This window comes from Gemmobacter sp. 24YEA27 (assembly GCF_030052995.1).
In the GTDB taxonomy this organism is placed as follows: Bacteria; Pseudomonadota; Alphaproteobacteria; order Rhodobacterales; family Rhodobacteraceae; genus Pseudogemmobacter.
Genome location: NZ_JASJPW010000001.1, coordinates 267722 through 289993 on the forward strand (window position 1 = coordinate 267722; position 22272 = coordinate 289993).

The window sequence follows — 22272 nt, forward strand, 5'->3', positions numbered from 1 at the left end:
CAGACAGAGCGCGCCCCGATGGTCACATTTCCAGCCCGACCATCGGGGCCCGGCAAACCCGAACACCTTCCGACAGCACCGCCTGACAAAACCGGGCACTTACCACATTCAACACCGCGCATTGCCCCGGGCGGCAGGTGCAGCGTCGGAGCATTGCGCGACATCGTTGTTGCGAAAATGTCGGGACCACCAGCAAAGCTTTGCTCAGGTCAAGATCCCCAGGGTGGCGGAGACAGCGCAGAGAGTATAATGGCCGGAAAGGCAGCTTTTTGGCTCCACACTGCTCCTGCGCAGCCGCTCCGGATCTTACGGAATTGGGCCGGGTGTGCTGGTAGCAGGGCCACCGACAGGTAGAGTTTAATGATCCAGAACCTAGTAGATAGTATCGCGAACCATCGGGCGAAAATCGGCATCCTCGGCCTCGGCTATGTCGGGATCCCGCTCGCGCAGCGCATCAATGAAGTCGGCTTTCCGGTATTGGGTCTTGATGTTTCAGCCGAGCGGATTGAGCAGCTGAACAGCGGCCAGAGCCCGATAAAGCATATCCCGCATCAGGCGATTGCCGCCATGCGCAACAGCGGCTTCGAAGCGACAGGTGACTTTTCCCGCGCCGCGGAATGCGATGCGCTGATCATCTGTGTCCCGACCCCGCTCAACAAATTCCGCGAGCCGGATCTGAGCTTTGTGACAGCCACGATGGACAGCATCGCGCCGTATCTGCGGGCGGGCCAGCTTCTCTCACTCGAAAGCACCACCTGGCCCGGCACCACCGACGAAGTTCTGCTGCCCTATGTCACCGATGCCGGCCTGACCCCGGGTCGTGATTTCTTCCTGGTCTATTCGCCCGAGCGCGAAGATCCCGGCAATCCCAACTTCCACACCCGGACCATTCCGAAAGTGGTCGGCGGCCATACACAGGCCTGTCTTGATGTCGGCAGTGTCCTTTACAGCGCCTTCATTGACCGCGTCGTGCCGGTCAGCTCGACCCGCGCCGCTGAGATGGTCAAGCTGCTGGAGAATATCCACCGCTCGGTCAATATCGGCCTTGCCAATGAGATGAAGATCGTCGCCGAACGAATGGGGCTCGATATTTTCGAGGTCGTCGACGCGGCGGCGACCAAACCCTTCGGCTTCACCCCCTTCTATCCCGGCCCCGGCATCGGCGGTCACTGCATCCCGATCGACCCTTTCTACCTGACCTGGAAGGCGCGGGAATACGGGCTGCATACCCGTTTCATCGAGCTGGCCGGCGAAATCAATGCTGCGATGCCCGACTATGTCATCTCGCGGCTGGTTTCGGCGCTGAACGCGCGGCAGAAATCGCTGGCAGGGGCAAAGGTGCTGGCGCTCGGGATCGCCTATAAGCGCGACGTGGACGACATGCGTGAGAGCCCTTCGGTTTTCGTGATGGAACGGCTGCGCGAATGGGGGGCTCTGGTCGATTACTCCGACAGCAATGTGCCTGTCTTCCCCAGGATGCGGGAGCATCAGTTCGACCTGAAATCTGTGTCGCTGAGCCCGGAGGTGATCGCATCATATGACGCGGTTGTCCTGCTGACCGATCACAGCGATTTTGATTATGAGATGATCCGCGACAATGCGCGCCTTCTGATTGATACCAGGGGCAAATATCGTGGTCAGGTCGCCGAGAATATCAGCCGGGCGTAAGGGGACATCGATGTCGGATGTGAAAATAGCGCAGATCGGCTGCGGCTACTGGGGCAAGAACCTTGCCCGGAATTTCGCCGAAATCGGCGCGCTCGGCGCAATCGTCGATGACCACCCGGCCACGGCAACGGCGATCTCGGCCCAGCACGGCGTGCCCGCGAGAACGCTTGACGAGGTTCTGGCTGATCCGGAAATCCACGGCCTTTCCTTTGCCACCCCGGCTGAAACCCATGCCGGCCTTGCCGCAAGGGCGCTGGCGGCCGGTAAGCATGTCTATGTTGAAAAGCCGATGGCCCTGACGGCTGCGGAATGCCGGCAGATGATCGCAGCGGCAGAGCAGGCTGACCGCGTGCTTATGGTGGGTCACCTTCTGCAATACCACCCGATCTTCGTGGCGCTGCGCGAACGCGTCCATTCAGGTGATCTGGGTGAGCTGCGCTATATCTATTCGAACCGGCTTTCCCTGGGGAAGTTCCGCGTCGAAGAGGATGTGCTCTGGTCCTTTGCGCCGCATGACATCTCGATGATCCTCGCGCTGGCGAACCGGCCGGTCGCGCAGGTATCGGCCCAGGCGGCGGCCTTCGTCAGCCCCGGAATTGCTGATATGGCCACCTGTCAGATCGGTTTCGGCGATGGGCTGCGGGCGCATGTCTTCACATCCTGGAGCCATCCGTTCAAGGAACAGCGCCTGGTGGTCGTTGGCAGCACCGGCATGGCGGTGTTTGAGGACAGCCAGCCCGACTGGGACCGCAAACTTGCCCTCTACCGCCACCGGATCGACACCAGCGGCCCGGTGCCGATCCCTGAATCGGTGCCGGCAGAATATGTCGCGGTGCCGAAGGGCGAGCCGCTGAAGGATGAATGCCGCGAATTTGTCGCAGCTATCGCGCAGGGCCGTGCCGCTCGCACCGACGGGGCGGAAGGCCTTGCAGTGATCGACGTGCTGGAGCGCGCCTCGCAAGCGATCAAAGCCGGTCACTGAGATGTTTACCGGCAATCGCATCAGGCTTTCGCGCATCGCTGCGGATCTGGGGCTTACTCTCTGGCGTGACGGCGAAATCGCCTGTGTCGGCAAAGTGCCGACGCGGCTCGACGCCCGGCTGGTGCCCGCCGGCAAAGCCGTCCATCTGGCAGATGCGGCCCGCGCAAGCGGCATCGCAGCCTATGTCGTGCCGGAAGATCTCGCCGCTTCCGTGCCGGAGGCCGCCGGGGTTATCCTCTCGGATCAGCCCGTTGCCACCGCGATGGCTGTGCATGAATATCTCTGCGATCTGCCTGGCTTTCTCTGGACCGATTTTTCCAGCGAAATCGACCCGACCGCCATCATCATGCCCGGAGCCTTCGTCGCGCCGAAGAATGTGCGGATCGGCGCAGGAACAGTCATCGGCCCGAATGCCGTCATTCTGGAGCGCAGCCTGATCGGCGCAAACTGCCAGATCGGCGCGACCGTGGTGATCGGGATGGAGGCCTTTGAGCAAAAGGCGGGCGTCAGCCCGAAAGCGCTTTTGCGCCAGGCGGGCGGCGTCAGGATCGGCGACAATGTAAGCCTCCTGCCCGGCTGCACCATCGCGCGGTCGACTTTTGGCGGCTTTAACCACATCGGGACCGAAACCAAGATCGACGCCCAGACCTATATCGCGCATGACTGTGTCATCGGCGAGCGGGTGACGATCTGCGCCTGTTGCGATATTTCGGGCCGGGTCGAAATCGGCGATGAAGCCTATCTTGGGCCGAACTGCACCATATCCAACGGCCTGCGCATCGGCCGCAAAGCAACAATCAGCCTTGGCGCTGTGGTCACCCGCGATGTCGAAGACGGCACCAGGGTCACCGGAAATTTCGCCATGCCGCATGACAACTGGCTGAAACTCATTCGCGATTACAGATAGACAGGGGCTCACCATGCAGTTCATCGACCTCGCCGCGCAGCAGGCACGGATCAAGGACAGGATCGACAGCCGGATCCAGGCTGTGCTGGCACATGGCGGCTATATTATGGGCCCGGAAGTGAAAGAACTGGAGTCGCAGCTCGCCGCCTTTTCGGGGGTCAGACACGCACTTGGCTGCGCCAATGGCACCGATGCGCTGCAACTGGCCCTGATGGCGCTCGGGGCTTCGGCCGGGGACGCGGTCTTCTGCCCGACATTCACCTTCGCCGCCACCGCCGAGATCGTGCCGCTTTTCGGGGCGAAGCCAGTCTTTGTCGATGTGCTGGAGACGAGCTTCAATATTGACCCGGCCAGCCTTGAGCGCGCCATAGCCGAAGCAAAACGTCAGGGTCTGCGCCCCGCCGGCATTATCCCGGTCGACCTTTTCGGCCTGCCCGCCGATTACGACGGGATCGAGGCGATTGCCGAACGCGAGGGCCTCTGGATCGTGGCCGACAGCGCCCAGGGGTATGGCGGTCTTTATAAGGGGCGCCGTACCGGCTCCATCGGGACCATCGCGACCACCTCTTTCTTCCCGGCGAAACCGCTGGGCTGCTATGGCGATGGTGGCGCGGTGTTCACCAATGACGATGACCTCGCGAAGCTGCTCGACTCGCTCCGGGTTCATGGCAAAGGCAGCGACAAATATGACAATGTGCGCATCGGCCTGAACTCGCGACTCGACACATTGCAGGCCGCCATTCTGCTGGAAAAGCTGGCGATCTATAAGGATGAAATCGAAAGCCGGCAGCGGGTGGCGCAGCGCTATAGCAATGCGCTGGCCAATCACTTTGCGGTTCCGGTGGTGCCAGAGGGCATGGTCTCGGTCTGGGCCCAATATACGCTGCTGGCAAAAGACACAGCCGAACGCGATGCGGCGCTTGCTGCACTCAAAGCGGCCGGCATTCCCGGCATGGTTTACTATCCCCGCCCTCTGCACACCCAGACGGCCTATCAGGATTTTCCGAAAGACCCAAAAGGCCTGCCGGTCGCCGAAAGCCTTGCCGGCCGCGTTTTCAGCCTTCCCATGCATCCCTATCTGACCGAAGCTGATCAGGATCGCGTCATTAACGCGCTTCGCGAGGCGTCATAATCTGGCGCCGGCGGTCCGGCAGGGAATGGGAAAGGGGATACGGATGGCAGATGATGTCTTCACCATCTCGGACGGTGATACGACTTATAAGCATTACTTGCCGGATCATGAACTGGACTACGTACAGAAGTTTGTACGCCAGAACGCAACCCCATATGAGCTGGAAATGCTCCGGGATATGGCAACAAGGCTGCATCCCGGAGATATTGTCTTCGACATCGGCGCGAATGTCGGCAATCACACGCTGTATCTGGCGAGCCGGGTTGGCTGCCATGTTGTGGCATTCGAACCGAATACCCATCTGGCAGAGGCCATCAGCCAAAGCGCCAGGCTGAACAACCTCTCCGAGCTGATTACTGTTAAAAATGTCGGTGTCGGCGACCGGCGCGGCAATGCACATTTCGTAAAGGAAATTCCCGAAAATCTCGGCGGTCAGAGCATTGAGATGGGGGCCGGCACGATCTCGGTGATCCCGCTCGACTCACTGAAAAAGCCCGCGCCAGTGCGTATGCTGAAGATTGATGTCGAAGGGTTCGAGATCCCGGTTTTGCGCGGCGCGAGGAAGCTGATTGCCCGTGACCGGCCGGTTATCTATGCCGAATGTCAGAATGAGGCGCAGTTCCGTGAAGTATCGGCGCTGCTTCTCGACATGGAATACCTCGTGCATTCGCAATTCAACGCCACGCCGACTCATCTCTTCATTCCGGCGGAGCAGACCAGCCTGTCCGCCTATTCGCGTGAGGTTGTAACTGAAAAGACTGGCGAGATTTACAGGCTGAACGAGCGCTACACGGAAACGCGGGGCTCACTCGACGCGGCCAGCAAAAAGTATTACAATCTCGGCCTGCGTATGAATGAGGCCACCGAAGCCGCGAAGCAAAAAGATGCGAAGATCGCGAAGGTGGAGCAGGAGATCGTTTCGCTTGGCAAAATTGCAAGCGAGCGCGACCTGAAAATTGCCAGCCTTGCGCAGGACTCCGGCAAGCTGGCGGACCAGCTGAAAGTGGCGGCGAAAGAGGCAGGCGAGACGCGGCAACTGCTGCAGATCGCCGAGGCGGCGAAGCTTGCGACCGAGCAGAAACTCGACGCAGAGCGTACCATTGCGTTGACGGAACGCAGCGCTGCCCTTGCCGAGCGCAATGCGGCAGCGGCGGAGCGCAATGCGGCCCTGGCAGAGGGCATCGTCGCGCTGGAGCGGCAGAACGCCCTTCACAGAAAGCTGGAGACCGCCGAGGCGGCTTATGCAGCTGCCCAGTCCCGCCTCTCTGCGCTCGGATCCGAGCGCGATGCGGCGCGGGCGCAAGCGGATGCTTTCCGGCAGGAGCGTGATGACGCGCAGGCCGAAATCGACATCCTGGCAAAGAAAAGCGAGGCCCAGCGTGACGCGCTGCGCAAGATCGAAGACCGTCTGACAGCGGTGCAGGCGCAAGCCGCTGAAGACCTCAGCGCGGCCCGCGCCTATGCCGTGAAGCGCGAAAATGTTGCACTCGGCCTGAAGCGCCGCATGGAGCTGGAGCTTCAGGCCGCACATGCCATAACCCGCAAAGAGCTTAACGGTGCCCGCAAAGACCTGGAAACCCGGCAGACGGCGCTTGTCGGTTCCCAGAAAGCCCTGGCTTCAACCCGCAAGGCACTCTCGGAACGCGCATCGCTGCGGCGCCACTTCAGGCTTGTTCTGCGCAAGCGTCTTGGTCTCGGCAGCGAAAAACCCGCACCGGCCACGGGCGGCAGCGCTTTCGCAGAAGGGGTGCTCAGATTTCACGACACACGTGTCATGCGCGCGCTCTCGGACACTCTTGCCCCCGCGGGCTGCGCCGCAAATTCGGCAACTGGTTGCGCCACAGGGCAAAGCCGCGCCCGCCGACGCTGCGCAACCCGATCGCACAGCAGCCCTCTGCGGCCGGTCTGCCGGGCAGCGTGGTCCCGGCCACCGCGTCTGTTTTCGCCATGACAGCCTCCGAGGCACTAGCGCCGGATCTTGCGCTGTCCTCCGCGAAGCAGCAGTCGGCCGCACTTGGCGAAGCGCTGGCGAAAGCGGATTTCATCGTGCTGGTTAACGCCTATCCCGCAGGCGATGGCGCTTATGGCGGAGAATTTATCCGGACCCGTGTCGATGCCTATGCCGAAGCGGGGCTGCTGGGATGTGTGATAGAGTTGAACGCGCGCAACCGCGACCTGCAGCAGGATCCGACCGGAACGGTTCCGGTTTTCCGGATCCCCGCTCATGAGGCAGAAGCGCTCGCCCGCAGGCTGGGCACGGTCAGGGGCACTGTCCTGGTTCATTCACCATCGCCCCAGACGCAGCAGCTGCTGCCGCAGCATATTGATGGCAAGCGGCTGGTCTACTGGTTCCACGGTTTTGAGCTGCGCGATATCCGCCGGCTGTCTTACAACTTCACCACCGAGGAACGTGAGACGCGGCGCGCAAGCCTTGATCTGACCAACCGGCAACGCTGGGAGGCGGCGCGCGCGACCTTCGCCAATCCCGATATACGGGTGATCTTCGTATCAGATTACCTGCGTGGCATCGCCGGTCGCGATGTCGGCAGTCTGCCCACGCGCTCCTCCGTGATCCACAATTTCATCGATGGGGATTATTACAGTTTCGTACCGGCCGCCCAGCGCGGCAGCGGCAGGATCCTGCTCCTGCGCCCGTTCAAGCAGCGCAATTATGCCGGCGACATTGCGACCCGGGCCGTAAAGCTTCTGGCTGATCGCCCTGGATTCGAGCGCCTCAGCTTCACCATTCGTGGCTTTGGTCCACTTTACGCCGAGAATACCGAATTCCTTCGCGGCATGAGCAATGTCACCTTGCAGGAGCAATACAGCAGCCGCGAAGAAATGAAGGCGCTTTACGCGAGCCACGATATTGCGCTTTGCCCGACGCGGCATGACACCCAGGGCGTGAGCCTCGGAGAGGCGATGGCCAGGGGCATGGCCTGTATCTCAAACGATGTCACAGGTATTCCGGAATTTGCCGGTCAGGGAGCCGCTGTTCTGGTGCGCCCGGACGATGTGCGCAGCTATGCGGATGCGATCTGGGATCTGGCGCATGACAGGCAGCGGATCGGCAGAATTGGCGCTGCCGGCGCGGAGCGTGTTCGCAGGCAATGCGGCCTGGATGCCACTATCCGCCGTGAAATCGCATTGCTCAGGGAATAATGCAAAGATGAGCATGACCTAGTCATCCCCTGATACGGCCCGGGCGACCACGTCAGACGCCGGTGTCGGGCAGCTCTTTTTTCTGGTGGAACATACAGATACCAGAGACCTGCCATTCGACAGTGCAGCGCAGATCCTGCGCCGCAGGCCCAGGCTGAGCTCTGCGACAGGCAGTATCCGGCTGCCGTCCGAACGCTTCGAGATGGATAGCTTCATCCGTGACGGAAGGCTGGCCGAGTGGCAGCCGGTGCTTTGCTGGCTTGCCGGGAAATGTGGGCCGACAGGGATCCTCGTCTGCGCCTCCGACGACCCTCTGCGCGAGTTGGGATTGTTTGGCACGGCGCTTAGGTGTGCTGGCCTATGCGGTCAGCTTTGAACAGGCACACCAGCGGATCACGCAGCGCGACTTTCCGGTCTATGGCAGTGCCCCTGTACTCATTCTTCCCGACGAGGCGGCCGATAAGGCTTTTTCCCGGGCCTCTGTGCCCTGGTATAATGGCATTCTGGCCGCTGCCGACGCCGGAAGCCTGCACACCTGGGGCCAGATCTTTCTGGTAACCGAGAAGAATGTGGTGAAGAGTACCACGACCCTTGCGAATTGCTGGCGCATCGGGCCGAAGACCTGGTTCAGCCAGGCCGAAGATCAGTTTGGCGTGGTGATCATCTCCGGCAATCCGTTTAGTGTTTTCGATTTCGCGGCCTTTGCAAAGCGCAAATGGTCGGCACGGGTGCTCCCCGATCATCGCGCCCCCTTCGCCAACACTCCGCGCATGGGGTATAAGCCCGAGGCCCGGCTATGGGCGCGCTATAGCGAAAAGGCCTACAATCTTCAGGCTGATCTGGTGACGGTCATGAATGATGACTGCGCGCTGATGGTCGGGGGCCGCGAGGATGTTCCGGTCGCGGCAGTGATGAATGGCTTTGATGACTGCAGCCTGCCCCTGCGCCGTCCGCGCCTCAGTGAAACCGATGGCCTGTTGAATTTCGTGAATGCGGGCAGGCTCTGTCCCGGCCGAAGCCCGGTTCCTCTGATCAGCGAACTGCACAGGCTGGGGCATAAATTCTGCCATGTCGGCAACCCTTCCGCACCTGAGGCCGCGTCCTTGCCCGACGGAACCATTGAAATACTGCGGCACCCGCCCCTGCCGCGAAACGCTTGAAATCACTTCCGGCGCGGATTGCGCGGTCGTTTTCGTCCATGACAACGGATTCGACACGCCGACGAAACTGTTCGATTACATGGCTTATGGGCTGGCTGTGCGATCCTGACCGATGGCGAACACGGTGCCGGCGCGACCGGTCAGATGGTCAAAGGTGTCGGGCGGGTGTTCTGGGCAAACAACCCCCCCGACGCGATTAAAGTGTTTCTCAGGGATTATCGACCCTTACCCGAGCGGCATGCACGCGAAGTCTCGGACGCGTTCAGTCGCCCGGCGAGCACGCGAAAACTGCCCGAGGATATGGCGGCTTTACTGGCAGAGGCCCGGCCCGCCAGCCGGTAGCGGCGGGCCCCGCGCACATCATCAGGCCCTGCGGCGGATCCAGTGGCGCAGCTTTGGCAGCAGGTGTGTCTTGAATGCGTAAAGCCAGGATGTGGAATTGGCCAGCATCATTGCCCTGTCGATCCGGCTCAGCCCGCCGACGAAAAGAACCGACAGCCACCTTCCGCGGCTGCGGAGCTCTTCTGCGCGGATGATGGCCTCAAGCCGGTGTCGCCCGGACGCGGTGATCTCGCGGTCAAAGCGTTCCAGAGCGAGCGCATAGGCGGCATTCCTCTCGCGCAGATTGCGGTCGGCTTCGGCAAAGCTGCGCAGCGGACCCACGGAATTTCCGGCATGAATGCGGTAATGCAGCCCGAGGCAATCCAGCGGAACCACCTGCAAATCCAGCGCTATCGCCAATGCCCGCAGCCAGCTGTCCTCGTTCGGCAGCTGTTCGGGGATAGGGAAGTAGCGTCCGGCGAAGGCGCGGTTGAAACTGATCGCGCCGCCCGCGATGTGATCCTCCATTCCCGGGCGCGGAAAGAGGATACCCGCCAGCCCGGGATGTGTGTCGGAAAAGCTGCGGTAGCGACATTGAGCCACAGAGGGAGATCCCTCTGTCATGCTGGCTGTCACGGCCGCCAGACGCGCCGGCAGGGCGCTGCCGACAAGCAGGTCATCGCCGGCAAAGAAAATAAAGGCGTCCCCCCTTGCGGCGAGAAATGCCTGATTGAGCGCCGCCGCCTTCCCCCGGCGGCCATTGCGGATCACCTGCATCGGAATGGCCGACCCGGCTGCGAAATCAGCCGCTATCGCCGCGCTCTCATCCTCGGAGCCGTCATCGACCAGCACAATCTCACATTTCAGGCCCGATGGGGGCTCTATGGATGCGAGACAGGATTTCAGAAAGGCGGCCTCATTGCGCACCGGCATGAGTATCGTAAGCAATGGCTCATCTTCGAAAGAGGCGTGCTGGGCTGCCTTCGTCATCGGTGCTATGTCCAACTGCACCCGGATCAGACCACCGGACGCGCCTGCATGTTACGATTGTGATGCGCGATCGCGTCATCCACATCATCGTAATAGGTCAGGATACCGCGCTCCAACACCGCACCGGCGCTGCACATGTTGCGCAACATCGTATCATTGTGGGAGACTACGATGGCCCCGGCATTGCTCAGCCGATCTTCCATGACTTCGTTGCATTTCGCCCGGAAGGAGGCGTCACCGACGGATGTGACCTCGTCGATCAGGTAGTAGCTGAAGGGGATGCTCATCGAGACACCAAAAGCGAAACGGGCACGCATCCCCGAACTGTATGTCCGGAATGGCATGTCAAAACTGTCGCCAAGCTCGGCGAAATCCGCGACGCTGCGCGCCAGACTGTCGCTGTCGACCCCATAGATCCGGGCGATGAAGCGGGTATTCTGTGTACCGGTCAGATCCGGGTGAAAACTGCCGGCAAAGCCGATCTGCCAGGAAATCCGGCCGCTGCTCATAACCTTGCCGCTGTCGGGCCGCATGGTGCCGCCGATAACTTTGAGCAATGTGGATTTTCCGGCGCCATTGCGGCCCAGGAGCGCAACCGAAGTGCGCGAGGGGAAGACTGCGTTGATGTTGCGGGCCACGTAATTCAGCCTGTGTCCGCGACGGAACGCCTTTGTCACCCCTTTGAGAACGATCATCCCCGATCCCGCAGGGAATAGCCGATCATCACCAGCAACGCCCATCCCAGAAGACAGATCGCGGCAAAAATTCCGGTGGTCATCGCCCGACGCGGATACAGAGGACTGTCGGCAAAAGTCGGCTCGATATGGACGGCAACATAGCGGCTGCGGCGTTCGGCTTCTGCGCGCGCGATATCATAGGCCGCAGTGGCGGAGAGAAACGCCTTCTCGGCGAATTCCCGCTCAACCGTCAGCGCCTCGAAGGTTCCCACGATCTGCACAAGGCTTGACGTGTCGCCATCGCTTACCGAGTTGCGCTCTTCGTCGATCCGCTTGCGAATGGCCGCGATACGGGAATCTGACTGGCCGATCCGCGGATCGCTCTCTGGGGGATTGTTGGAAAGCAGCATGTCCTTGGCCAGCAGCGCCTCTACCAGCTGCTGCTGCAAGATGCCCATGACGCCGCCATTGCTCGCGAGATCCAGCGTCGGGTCGATGATATTGGTTGTTGCGCGGAAAGTGCTCAGATTGCCGCGTGCCTTCTTCAGCCGCTCCCGTGACTCTTCGAGGTCAACCTCGGCATAACGCAAGGCATCTTCACGGGCAATCAGGCTCAGCCGGTCGGTCAGCGCCTGGGTTTCGCGCAGAATGGCGCCGTTGATGGCCTGGGCCTCCTGGGGCGTGAATGCGAGGCTTTCGATTCGCAGGACACCGCTGCCCTTTTCCAGTCGCACTTGCACCATGCGCTTCCAGTAATCCCGCATCTCCTCGATGCTGGCACCGTCACGAAGGGTGAAATATGTATCTCCCCGATCACGGCCAAAAATCGCCCGAAGATCCAGCTCTTTGTTGATGTCTTCGACGATTTTCTGACTGCTTAGATATTCGTGAACGATCTCAGCATCAGACGAAGAGCCGGTCGCGATCTGCCCGAGACCACTGAGCGCCTCAAGCGGATTCACGTGCTGCTCCGAACGCAGCGAGAAAGACATATGGGAGGAATACTGATCCGCCGCGATCAGATACAGATACCCTGCAACGAGTGTCACCGGCAGCAGAACAATCGCGAAAAAGGCGACAAGCACTGCCAGATGCCGCCGCCGCAGTCGGGCGGGCTGTGCCGTGGCCATGACTTTTGGCTTTTTCACCACCGTTGGCGACGCGCCTGGCGTGGGCGATTGACCCGGCGCAGGCACCACGGCCGGGATCGGCCTTACAGCGCGAATAACCGGGTCATTGACCGGAGCATGAACCGGCGCCGGGAGAGCGGGATTTTCCGTAAGTACCCGAAGCGGGGCACGGATAACAGGTTCCGCAGCCACAGCTGTCCCTTCCTCAATACCATCCGCGGGGCGTTGACTGCACCCACTTGCCTGATCTACCCTTGTAAACGTTCCAGGGGCCTGTTAGCAAGTCTGGACATCAGGATCGAGAAAATCGAGATGACCGACCAGCCAAATTCGGGCATGGTTCCGCTTACCAAAACTCCAGAACTTCACGAAAGTGGCGACTTTCGCCTCAGATTTCAAAGTCTGCGTGTTATTCTGGCGTTGCTCATCCGGGAAATGATCACGACTTTCGGGAGATCCCGGCTGGGTTACCTCTGGGCCGTGCTGGAGCCGGTTGGCGGTATCGTCGTGCTGACGCTTGGCTTTTCAATCCTGTTCAAACAGCCGCCGGTAGGAACCAGTTTCTCTTTGTTTTACGCGACAGGGTTCATTCCCTTTGCGTGTTACACAAACAGTTATGCCCAGATATCCACGGCGCTGAAAGCAAACCGGATGCTGCTTTTCTATCCGGCGGTCACTTTCATGGATGTGGTTTTCGCCCGTCTCATCCTGCTGCTCATGACCCAGTTTACCGTGGCTTTCCTCGTCTTTACCGGCATCGTGCTGCTTGAGGATACCGGAAGCCAGATTAATTTCGGCAGGGCCGTTGGCTCCCTCCTGATGGCGGTAGGGTCGGCACGGGAATCGGCCTGATCAACGCAGTTCTGTTCGAGGTGGCACCCTCCTGGCAAAACCTGTGGAGTATCCTTAACCGTCCGATTTTCTTCCTGTCCTGCGTTTTTTACTCTTTCGATGCGATGCCCGAACAGGTGCAGGTATTTCTCTGGTGGAATCCGCTGGTTCATGTGGTGGGTGAGATGAGGATGGCGTTCTACCCCGAATACCAGGGTGACTATCTCTCTCCACTCTATGTCGTCTGCCTTATGATGCTGCTCATTGCGATTGGCCTTCTGAACATGCGCGCAATGAGAAAGTTCATCATGAATAACTAGATGCTACGAATGCGCGGTAAACACGTCCGGATTTCACCGATGCCCTGCGCCTGCGATCGCGCCCCGAAGCGGTTGGGTTGAATCAGGCCATGCGTGTCTCGATGATCGTCCCCAACCCCTGCGCGCCGGATTTTCGCGTGATGAAAGAGGCCGAAAGTCTCGCGGCGGCGGGGCATGAGGTAAGTGTTTTCTGTGTTGCCGTGCCCGGACTGCCTCGGGACGAAGTGAGGGCCGGAGTGCGCTACCAGCGCCTCGAATGGAAAGGTGCATCACCGAGGCAGGCTCTTGAACAGCTTTTCCGGTGGCGCAAACAGGCCCCGACCACGACAGAGCCCAGGGCGCAGCAAGCCTCTGTGCCGTCCTCCGGGCCGCCGAACCCCGCCTCCGGTGGCTGCGTGCCGAACCCCGCGCCGAATTCCGGCAGGCTCGCAAAACTTTTGGGCGCAGAACGTGCGGCAGTCGTTCGCGCCTGGCTGCGCGACCGCAGCCAGACATTGCATCAGCCCTGGCTCGCGGCCAGTTTCGGCCGTTCTTTCGAGGCTGCGCTGATCGCCTCCCGGGCCGATGTGATCCATGCGCATGATCTGCCCGCCTTGCCGGTTGCCTCCCGGGTGGCGATGAAAACCGGCGCGGCCTTCATCTTCGACAGCCATGAACTGGAAACCCATCGCAATCCCCCGCTCAGTCCGGCCCGCAGACGGCAGGTGGAGCGCCTGGAGGCCCGGCTGTTGCCCAAAGCCGCTGCCGTGATCACGGTCGGGGACTGCATCGCCGACCACCTTGCGACGCGCTACGCCATCCCCCGCCCACTGGTGCTTTACAACACCCCGCGGGCAGCTGATCAAAGCCCTCGTTGCGACCAAGATCCCGGGTTGCGGATGCGAGCGGGCATGCCGGAGGACAGCTTCCTTCTGGTTTACACCGGAAATGTTGCGATCAATCGCGGGCTGGAAACCGTTGTCGCCGCGCTTGGCCAGTTGCGGCAAAACGCGCCGGAGCACGGTTTCGGGCGCCCTGTCTGCCTTGTCACGGTTGGACGCAGCCCGCCATCGGTGGCCGCCCGCCTCTCCCGCCTTGCGCAAGAGGCCGGTGTTATTGACAGGCTGGCAATGCTGCCCCCGGTCCCACCGGAAGATGTCTCCTGCGTGATCGCCTCCGCTGATGCCGCGATCATTCCGATCATCCCTGTGGCTTTGTCCTATCAATACGCCATGCCGAACAAATTGTTCGAGGCGCTGATGGCCGGCCTGCCGGTAATCGGCTCCGATCTCGCCGAAATGGGGCCTTTTCTGCGGGACCGGCAGCTTGGCCTGACCTTCCCTGCGGGAGACGCATCCGCGCTGGCGGAGACAATACTGACAATGGCCCGGGCGAGGCCTGGCACCTTCCGGAAGCTCGCAGCCGAAAGCATCGGCTGGGAAGCACAGGCAGAGCGTCTGGTTGAGTTCTATCAGCATCTCGACCAGGAACAGCGCGATTAAGCCACTGGCCGCTCGATATGGCCCCCTCCACGCTTGACCGGAATGTCAAAAGGGTGAAGCAATGGGCGCAATCGCAGGAGATGCAGCATGGCACAAGATCGGAGCGTTTTCATCCTGGGCTCATGCGTCACACGCGACGCTTTTGAGCTGGTGCCACATGGCTACAAGCTTGCAGGCTACATCTGCCGCACCTCTTTCGGCAGCGGCTTTGCGGCAAAACCTTTCAGCCTCTCTCTGGAAGAAATCGATCCCGCAAATGAAATGGTCAGCCAGTTCCAGCGCGCGATGGTGCACACGGATCTGACCAAGGCGCTGACACAAACGCTCCGCGACCTGCCTGCAGACACCACGATCATCGTCGACCTGATCGACGAGAGGTTTCAGTTGCTGGAACGCGAAGGAACCATCGCAACCAATTCAGTCGAGATGCAGCGTCCAAAGCCGCTGGCGCGCTACCCCGATATCAGGGTGATCAAGGCAAACACAGATGAGCATTTCGCCCTGTGGTCAAAGGGGGCGGACGAGTTCGCCGCGCTGGTGGCCGAACAGAAGCTCCGCGTTGTTCTCAACAAGGTCCACTGGTCGGCAGGCGATACGGGGGGCGGACGCTTCGATGCCACCCATGTGCAGACCCACAATGCCCATCTTGACCGGATGTATGCCTATCTTGAAAGCCGGATGGCCGTTGCTTCCGTCTCTTACCCCATGCCGTTTTCGTCCGATCATCAGCATAAATGGGCCCTCTCTCCCTTCCACTATACCCGCGACATTTACGAGAACATGATCGGAGAGCTGGACCAGATCACGCTTGCTGTCTGACATTTCGCGGCTCAGATAATCAGAAAGTGATCGGCGGTGAGCTGCGTTCCGGGCGTGACAGTTGCAAAAATCAGCATCTCGGCTGCCCCGCTGCCATCCGGGTCATAGTAAATCTGCCCAGTCGCCTGATTATAGACAATCCGGTGCGCGTCTGTGGTCGCGCCTGCGCCGATGGAAAATTGCGCGGCCCCGAGAAACCCCAGGCCCAGTGCCGTGAAGACCGCGTCATCGAGCCGGATCATATCCTCGACCGGGTTGAAATCGGCGATCCGGTCGGCATTTGCGGCGCCTGGCGCAGAGAGAAACAGAAAGACATCACGCCCGGCGCCGCCATAGAGCCAGTCGACCCCGTCACCGCCGTAAAGCCAGTCATTGCCGTCGCCGCCGTAAAGCGTGTCATTGCCATCGCGGCCATAGAGCACGTCATTGCCGCCCGCGCCCTGGATCATATTGCCCGATGCATCGCCCAGCAGCGTGTCATTGAAGGCCGATCCGACGAGATCCTCGATTTCGAAAAAACGGTCGCCGGCGGCGATGCCGGTATTGGTCCCGGGCGCTTGCAGATCCACCCGCAATCCGGCTGTCGCATCGCCATACAGCACGCGGTCGCGACCCGCGCCGCCATAGAGCCAGTCACCCCCTGCTCCACCATAAAGCCAGTCATCGCCATCACCACCGTAAAGCGTGTCATTGCCATCGCGGCCATAGATCACGTCATTGCCGCCCGCGCCCTGGATCATATTGCCCGATGCATCGCCCAGCAGCGTGTCGTTGAAGGCCGATCCGATGAGATCCTCGATTTCGAAAAAACGGTCGCCGGCGGCGATGCCGGTATTGGTCCCGGGCGCTTGCAGATCCACCCGCAATCCGGCTGGCGCATCGCCATACAGCACGCGGTCGCGACCCGCGCCGCCATAGAGCCAGTCACCCCCTGCTCCACCATAAAGCCAGTCATCGCCATCGCCGCCGTAAAGCGTGTCATTGCCATCGCGGCCATAGATCACGTCATTGCCGCCCGCGCCCTGGATCATATTGCCCGATGCATCGCCCAGCAGCGTGTCGTTGAAGGCCGATCCGATGAGATCCTCGATTTCGAAAAAACGGTCGCCGGCGGCGATGCCGGTATTGGTCCCGGGCGCTTGCAGATCCACCCGCAATCCGGCTGGCGCATCGCCATACAGCACGCGGTCGCGCCCGGCACCGCCATAGAGCCAGTCAGCTCCGATCCCACCATAAAGCCAGTCATCGCCATCGCCGCCGTAAAGCGTGTCATTGCCATCGCGGCCATAGATCACGTCGACGCCGCCCGCGCCCTGGATCATATTGCCCGATGCATCACCCAGCAGCGTGTCGTTGAAGCCCGATCCGACCAGATCCTCGATTTCGAAAAAACGGTCGCCGGCGGCGATGCCGGTATTGGTCCCGGGCGCTAGCAGATCCACCCGCAACCCGGCTGGCGCATCGCCATAATGTGCGCGGTCGCGACCCGCGCCGCCATAGAGCCAATCCGCCCCCTCGCCGCCGTAAAACCAGTCATCGCCATCGCCGCCGTAAAGCGTGTCATTGCCGCCGCGGCCATAGATCACATCGGCGCCGGCGCCGCCGTAGATCAGGTTGCCGGCCCCATCCCCCAGCAGCGTGTCGTTATAGGCCGTTCCGGTCAGCGCCTCTATGGACAGATAGACCTGCCCCTGCACCGGCCCGCCAACACCGGCGCGTATCTGCAGATCGACCCTGATCGCGGCATTGATTTCGGAAAAATCAATGTGATCGAAACCATTGCCGCCCTGGATCGTGTCCTGGCCACCACTGGCGAGGAACAGATCATTTCCGTCCGTTCCGACCAGATAATCCGCACCGGGAGTGCCTGAGATCATGCCATTCGGTGTGAGCAGAGTGTAATCGCCATGCCAGAGGTCGAAGAGCCCGGCGCTTGCAAAGCTGGCGGCCGTCAGGGGAAGACCATTGGCGGAATAGACGATCAGTTCCTCATTGCCGTAGCGGATCCTGGCACCACCTGCGATCGAGGTTATGGTCAGATCGCTCAGACTGTAGAACCTGCCCCAGGCGCTCAGATTAAGCCGGTCGATACCGGCTGGTAGTCGTGAATGTAATCCAGCGCCCCGTCGGACGAAAGCACGAAGAGATCCGCGCCAGCGCCACCATAAAGGCGGTCGACGCCCGCCCCGTCCATCAGGATGTCATCTCCGGCGCCACCATAAAGGACGTCATTGCCGGCACCGCCCGAGATCAGATCATGCCCCGCGCCCCCGGTGAGCGTGTCAGCCGCGCCCGTCCCCATCAGCGGGCCGGAAGCGCGCCGGTCTCGACATAGAGCCGGGTGACGCCTGTGCCTTCGCCGGCCACGTAGATCCAGAAGCCGGTCGCCCCTGGCTGCAAGGCCAGCGCTGCGATGTTTTGCAATGCCAGCCCGTCCTGCTGCAACATGGTGGCGGTGATGACGAAACGCCCCCCGGCAGAATCTCGAAAACATGCAGACCGCCATCGCCGCCGCCGGCAACCAGAAAGCTCCGCCCGTTGATGGTGATGGTCTCAAGCGTCACCACGGCCCGGAACCGTGTATCAAGCGTATCTATGATCTGATCCGCTACCGTCATCGTGCCTCTCGACGAAAGCGTCAGCAGCGTGATCGACGAACTGCTGCCCGAGGCGACCGCCAGATAAGCGCTGCCATGCACTTCACAAAAACGCACCGCCGAGGGGGCGCTGATGCCCAGCCCGTCGCTGGCGCCAATGCTCCCCGCAACGGTCGGCAAGCCGTTTGCCGCGAGACGCAATATGTCGACCCGGTCGGCGGACTGCGATGTCACCGCGATGAATTGCGTGGACCCGATGCCGAAGACCGCCATGCCCGATATATTGATGCCGGCCAGATCCGGCCCAAGCTGCAATGTCCCGATCCGCGTCATCACGCCATTGGTGGCCGAAACAGAATAGGTCGTGATCAGCCCGCTGCCGGTGGTGGCGGCATAGAGCAAAGTCTGATTGCCCGATGTGACCAGGGCCTGGGCCGAGATGATCCCCGCCGGCCCCCCGGCCGGGCGCGACGATCCGCGCAGCGTCCCGTCCGCATTCAGCCTGAACGAGACAAGCGTGCTGTCCTCAAGCCCCGAATAGATCAGATGCTGCGTCGCGCCGAGCTGATAGAGATCGAGCGTCGGCGGAGCAGAGAGCGTCCCGCGCGCGGCGATCTGGCCCTGGCTGGTAAGCAGCATCCCGCCCGCGCCGATCTCGAAGCTGAGCAGTCCGCCGCCCGCTCGTGTCGTCGTATACAGCATCAGCCGCGATCCGACCGTCGCCAGCAACATGTCTCCGATGCCCGAAATCAGATTCAATGGCGCATCGACAAAGGTTTGCAGTGCTCTCACCTGAAACATAGACACACACCCGTTCTTCCCCGGGCACCATCTTCACAAGGCGGGCTTTCTGCTTCCTTTTGACATTCGGGCGATATCAGGGCTTTGGTGAATGGTTTTAGACAAACTATATCAACACGCCAGGATCAGATCTGCGGGGCCGCGACCGGAACCGAGGCCGGCATTGCCTCCGGTGCCTCTTTGGGCGAAAGATAGCGAAAGGCAGGCGCGTTGCAGACCGGGGCCGCGCGTCTCCTGCCACCGGGAAGACGATGCGCCAGAGAGACGATCATGTGACCATCGTGATGGCCACCCGCAACGGGGCGGCCTGGCTGGCTGAACAGCTGAACAGTTTCGTTACGCAAAGCCATGGAAGATGGTCGCTTTTCGTCTCCGATGACGGATCAACCGATGGCACCCGCGAGATTCTCGCTGCTTTCGGCCGCAAACATCCGCTGACCCTGGTGGAGGGGCCGCGCAAAGGGGCGGCGGCGAACTTCCTCTCTGCGCTTTGCCATCCGGAGCTGCCGCAGGGGATCATCGCGCTGGCCGACCAGGACGATGTCTGGCTTAAGGGAAAGCTCGCACGCGGGCTGCGACGGATCGCGGCGGCAGAGGGACTGATGGGCGGGGCGGCACCAGTGCTTTATGCAGGCGAGAGCATGCTGGCCGACGGGGCGCTGAACACGCTCAGCCAATCGCGATCGGGACGGACCAGACCGGGTTTTGCGCCCTCGCTCGTGCAAAACCTTTTTGCCGGCCATTCGATCATGTTCACGCCAGAGGCGCTTGCGCTGGTGCGCAAGGCGGGGGTTCCCGACAGCGTCAGCTGGCATGACTGGTGGCTTTACCAGCTGATCGCGGGATGCGGCGGCGGGCTGGCACTCGACCCGACGCCGGTGGTGATCTACCGCCAGCATGGCCAGAACGCGCTTGGGGGTGCGCGGGGCACCGCGGCCGGCAAGCGTCGACTGGCGATGCTGCTGAGCGGCGAATGGGGCCGCATGATGCAGGGCCAGGCGGTCGCGCTGAGGGCGCGTGAGGCCATGCTGACAGCCGAGGCGCGCGCCACGCTGGCCGGATTTCTCGACGCACCGGCTTTTGGACCAGCGCGCGCGCTGGCCTTCCGCCGCCTCGGTATTCAGCGCAGCTCGCGTTCCGGCGATGCGGCGATGGCGATGGCGGCGATGCTGGGCCGGCTTTAGCACCAGCGCCCCACGGCCATCGTCCTGACGCCGATTGCGCCGCTCTTCGTGACCATGGCCAGCACCCGGAGCGAAACCGAGCCTTCCACCGGCGTCGCAGCCGTGAGCCAACACTCCACCGCATCCGCCAAGCCCGTGACCACAGGGGGCGATCCGACAAGGAACGTCTGCGGAAAGGTCCAGGTCAGAGCCGCTGAGGTAAAGCCCGACCCAAGCGCGGTGGAGGCATTGGTCACGGTAAGGTCCGTCTTCCAGCAGATCTGGGTGCCATCGGCAAAGCGGATAAAATCGCCATTCGCATTCGACCCGTGCTCGATCACCGCGCCGGTCGGCACGCCGCCGGTCTGACTGACGGTGCCGAGGATGTTGCTGCGCGCAAAGACCGGTGAACCGGCGCGGGTCAGGCCCTGGGGGAAATCGGGCACACCGGTTGCCGCCGCAACCTGCAACCCGGTGAACCACGTGGACCCATTGGCGCTGACCTTGACCGAGAAATCGCTGCCGCCCGCCGTCCCCATCTCGGCCCGCCCGGACCAGGCGGTCTGGAAGAGGAGGCTCGCGGTATCCCCCGCTGCAGCCTTGTTCAGCTTGAGCTGTACGCCCGCGCCCTGATGGGTCATCAGCACCGCCTCAGAGGCCACCGCAAACCGGTTCACCGCATCGGGCGCCGTGCTGACGCCCAGCCGGGCATAGCCACCCTCGATCTCGTTCGGGGTCTTCCAGGTGAGGCCGTCATAGACAGCCTCGCGCGCCTCGCCCAGCACCCAGGCCCGCCAGCCGGGCTGCGGCGCGTGGAACTGCCAGCCCGTTCCGGTCAGGACCGCAATCCGCCCCTCCTGTCCGACCCAGAGCCCGGTCGCAGTGCCTGCCACAAGGTGCCGGTCGCCAGGGGTCGCCGTCACCGGAGGCGCGGTGCGGTTGCGGTCCAGCACGGCAAGCTGCACCACGGCATCCAGCGCCAGCAGCGCCTCGTTATGGGTCACATGTTTCTGCGCCTGGGCAGGCAGGATCAGCGGCAGGCCAAGAATATCGGTGGTATCGGACATAGTTGCCTCCATGCGGGGTCAGAGCCGCAGTTAACCGCGAGGCATGTCGCGCACCGCGGGGCAGAGGCTATGAAGGCAGGGTTTAACAGAGCCTGGCCGGGCGCGCGCCGGATCCGCGCCGCGCGCAACAATTCAGGTCGCGGGGCCGCTGGTGCCGGCGCCATCTGCCGCCCGGATCACCCGGCGCGCATTGGCTTCGGCGCGGATGTTGAAGCTGATCGCCCCGATAATCACCGCGCCGCCCAGGATCACAAACGGGTCGATCCCCTCATGGAAGAAGACCGCCCCCATCAGCGCCGCCCAGATGATCTGCAGAAAGCTCACCGGCTGCGTCACCGCCAGCGGGGCCGCGGCAAAGGCCCGCGTCATCGCATAATGCCCCAGCGTCGCAAACCCTGCCCCAAGCGCCAGCGCCGCGATCTGCCACAGTGCGACCGGCTGCCAGTCGATCAGCGCCAGCGGCAGGAGCCCGATCGCCGATGTATAGGTCATCATCGCCACAATGACCCCTGCCGGCGCAAGCGCACTCAGCCGTTTCGCAATGACATAGCCGCCCGCGAACAGAAACGCCGCCCCAGCTGCGCCCAATGACCCAGGGCAATCTCGCGCAGCCCGGGGCGCAGCACGATCAGCGCCCCGGCAAAGGCCACCAATGCCACGAGGATGCGCCGCAGGCTCAGCCCCTCGCCCAGCAAGAGCCCGCCCACGATCAGCACGATCACCGGGTTGAGAAAGCCGATGGCAGAAACCTCGGCCACCGGGATCCTGGCCATGGCATAGAACCACAGGATCACCGCGCCGACATGGAAGATCCCGCGATAGCCGAAGAGCTGCCAGACCTGCGCCGGATAGCCCGCGCGCAGGATTGCGGGCAGCATCGGCAGGAAGAACACCAGCCCGACGGCAAAGCGCAGAAATGCCGATTGTGTCGCCGGCAGCGAGGTGCCGACATATTTCACTGCCCCGTTCACGCCAACCATGGCAATGCCCGAAACCAGCATCCAGATGATCCCCGCAACCGGGCGGTCGGCCTGTCTGTTCCACATCGGTCCCGGTTGCGCCGG

Annotated in this window: 21 protein-coding genes; 12 read left to right on the top strand and 9 right to left on the bottom strand. The window is 61.9% G+C overall.

Annotated features, from left to right (window positions below):
- Positions 1-360 precede the first annotated feature (360 nt).
- The 7 genes from QNO18_RS01380 (at position 361) to QNO18_RS01410 (ending at position 9011) form a co-directional block, all read left to right on the top strand.
- Positions 361-1668, top strand: a complete 1308-nt coding sequence (locus QNO18_RS01380) for a nucleotide sugar dehydrogenase (RefSeq protein ID WP_283176222.1) — start codon at positions 361-363, stop codon at positions 1666-1668.
- Positions 1669-1678: 10 nt separating this feature from the next.
- On the top strand, positions 1679-2650 hold the full coding sequence (locus tag QNO18_RS01385; RefSeq protein WP_283176223.1) for a Gfo/Idh/MocA family oxidoreductase: 972 nt from the start codon (positions 1679-1681) through the stop codon (positions 2648-2650).
- Between the two features lies 1 nt (position 2651).
- Complete coding sequence (locus QNO18_RS01390) at positions 2652-3557, top strand: DapH/DapD/GlmU-related protein (RefSeq protein WP_283176224.1); 906 nt, start codon at positions 2652-2654, stop codon at positions 3555-3557.
- A gap of 13 nt (positions 3558-3570) precedes the next feature.
- On the top strand, positions 3571-4689 hold the full coding sequence (locus QNO18_RS01395) for a DegT/DnrJ/EryC1/StrS aminotransferase family protein (protein WP_283176225.1): 1119 nt from the start codon (positions 3571-3573) through the stop codon (positions 4687-4689).
- Between the two features lie 43 nt (positions 4690-4732).
- Positions 4733-6640: an FkbM family methyltransferase gene (locus QNO18_RS01400; RefSeq protein WP_283176226.1), complete on the top strand. Its 1908-nt coding sequence runs from the start codon at positions 4733-4735 to the stop codon at positions 6638-6640.
- A complete protein-coding gene (locus QNO18_RS01405; RefSeq protein WP_283176227.1) occupies positions 6637-7851 on the top strand; it encodes a glycosyltransferase family 4 protein in 1215 nt (404 codons plus the stop codon). Before QNO18_RS01400 ends, QNO18_RS01405 begins: the two co-directional genes overlap by 4 nt.
- Before the next feature lie 350 nt (positions 7852-8201).
- Entirely contained in the window at positions 8202-9011 is an 810-nt protein-coding gene (locus QNO18_RS01410; protein ID WP_283176228.1) for a hypothetical protein, read from the top strand.
- Positions 9012-9374: 363 nt separating this feature from the next.
- On the opposite strand, the gene QNO18_RS01415 is transcribed toward QNO18_RS01410, so the two are convergent.
- Genes QNO18_RS01415 through QNO18_RS01425 form a run of 3 tightly spaced genes read right to left on the bottom strand, consistent with a single transcriptional unit; the run spans position 9375 to position 12147 of the window.
- On the bottom strand, positions 9375-10322 hold the full coding sequence (locus QNO18_RS01415; RefSeq protein WP_283176229.1) for a glycosyltransferase family 2 protein: 948 nt from the start codon (positions 10320-10322) through the stop codon (positions 9375-9377).
- Between the two features lie 26 nt (positions 10323-10348).
- Positions 10349-11017 (bottom strand): ABC transporter ATP-binding protein, encoded by a 669-nt coding sequence (locus tag QNO18_RS01420; RefSeq protein WP_283176230.1) that lies wholly within the window; start codon positions 11015-11017, stop codon positions 10349-10351.
- Positions 11014-12147 carry a sugar transporter gene (locus QNO18_RS01425; protein ID WP_283176231.1) on the bottom strand — a complete coding sequence of 378 codons (1134 nt, stop codon included), beginning with the start codon at positions 12145-12147 and terminating at the stop codon, positions 11014-11016. The genes QNO18_RS01420 and QNO18_RS01425 overlap by 4 nt, the downstream gene beginning before the upstream one ends.
- A gap of 294 nt (positions 12148-12441) precedes the next feature.
- Between QNO18_RS01425 and QNO18_RS01430 the strand changes: the two genes are divergently transcribed.
- The 4 genes from QNO18_RS01430 to QNO18_RS01445 all read left to right on the top strand — a co-directional run bounded on the left by QNO18_RS01430 (position 12442) and on the right by QNO18_RS01445 (position 15580).
- On the top strand, positions 12442-12981 hold the full coding sequence (locus QNO18_RS01430; protein ID WP_283176232.1) for a hypothetical protein: 540 nt from the start codon (positions 12442-12444) through the stop codon (positions 12979-12981).
- A 170-nt stretch (positions 12982-13151) separates the two neighbouring features.
- Positions 13152-13280, top strand: a complete 129-nt coding sequence (locus tag QNO18_RS01435; RefSeq protein WP_283176233.1) for a hypothetical protein — start codon at positions 13152-13154, stop codon at positions 13278-13280.
- A gap of 101 nt (positions 13281-13381) precedes the next feature.
- On the top strand, positions 13382-14761 hold the full coding sequence (locus tag QNO18_RS01440) for a glycosyltransferase family 4 protein (RefSeq protein WP_283176234.1): 1380 nt from the start codon (positions 13382-13384) through the stop codon (positions 14759-14761).
- An 87-nt stretch (positions 14762-14848) separates the two neighbouring features.
- Positions 14849-15580, top strand: coding sequence for a DUF6270 domain-containing protein (locus QNO18_RS01445; protein WP_283176235.1), 732 nt, complete (start codon positions 14849-14851; stop codon positions 15578-15580).
- Positions 15581-15591: 11 nt separating this feature from the next.
- Here QNO18_RS01445 and QNO18_RS01450 read toward each other — a convergent pair whose 3' ends face one another.
- From QNO18_RS01450 to QNO18_RS01460, 3 genes are all read right to left on the bottom strand, one after another.
- On the bottom strand, positions 15592-17457 hold the full coding sequence (locus QNO18_RS01450) for a calcium-binding protein (protein ID WP_283176236.1): 1866 nt from the start codon (positions 17455-17457) through the stop codon (positions 15592-15594).
- 194 nt (positions 17458-17651) lie between these two features.
- The gene (locus tag QNO18_RS01455) at positions 17652-17882 is read right to left on the bottom strand and encodes a hypothetical protein (protein WP_283176237.1); all 231 of its coding nucleotides are present in this window, start codon (positions 17880-17882) and stop codon (positions 17652-17654) included.
- Complete coding sequence (locus QNO18_RS01460) at positions 17863-18978, bottom strand: hypothetical protein (RefSeq protein ID WP_283176238.1); 1116 nt, start codon at positions 18976-18978, stop codon at positions 17863-17865. The genes QNO18_RS01455 and QNO18_RS01460 overlap by 20 nt, the downstream gene beginning before the upstream one ends.
- Before the next feature lie 251 nt (positions 18979-19229).
- On the opposite strand from QNO18_RS01460, the gene QNO18_RS01465 reads away from it, so the two are divergent.
- Positions 19230-20162: a glycosyltransferase gene (locus tag QNO18_RS01465; RefSeq protein ID WP_283176239.1), complete on the top strand. Its 933-nt coding sequence runs from the start codon at positions 19230-19232 to the stop codon at positions 20160-20162.
- Here QNO18_RS01465 and QNO18_RS01470 read toward each other — a convergent pair.
- The 3 genes from QNO18_RS01470 to QNO18_RS01480 form a co-directional block, all read right to left on the bottom strand.
- Positions 20159-21208: a DUF2793 domain-containing protein gene (locus QNO18_RS01470; RefSeq protein WP_283176240.1), complete on the bottom strand. Its 1050-nt coding sequence runs from the start codon at positions 21206-21208 to the stop codon at positions 20159-20161. The genes QNO18_RS01465 and QNO18_RS01470 overlap by 4 nt on opposite strands.
- 132 nt (positions 21209-21340) lie before the next feature.
- A complete protein-coding gene (locus QNO18_RS01475) occupies positions 21341-21796 on the bottom strand; it encodes a DMT family transporter (protein WP_283176241.1) in 456 nt (151 codons plus the stop codon).
- Positions 21736-22254, bottom strand: a complete 519-nt coding sequence (locus QNO18_RS01480) for a DMT family transporter (RefSeq protein ID WP_283176242.1) — start codon at positions 22252-22254, stop codon at positions 21736-21738. Before QNO18_RS01480 ends, QNO18_RS01475 begins: the two co-directional genes overlap by 61 nt.
- Between the last annotated feature and the right edge of the window lie 18 nt (positions 22255-22272).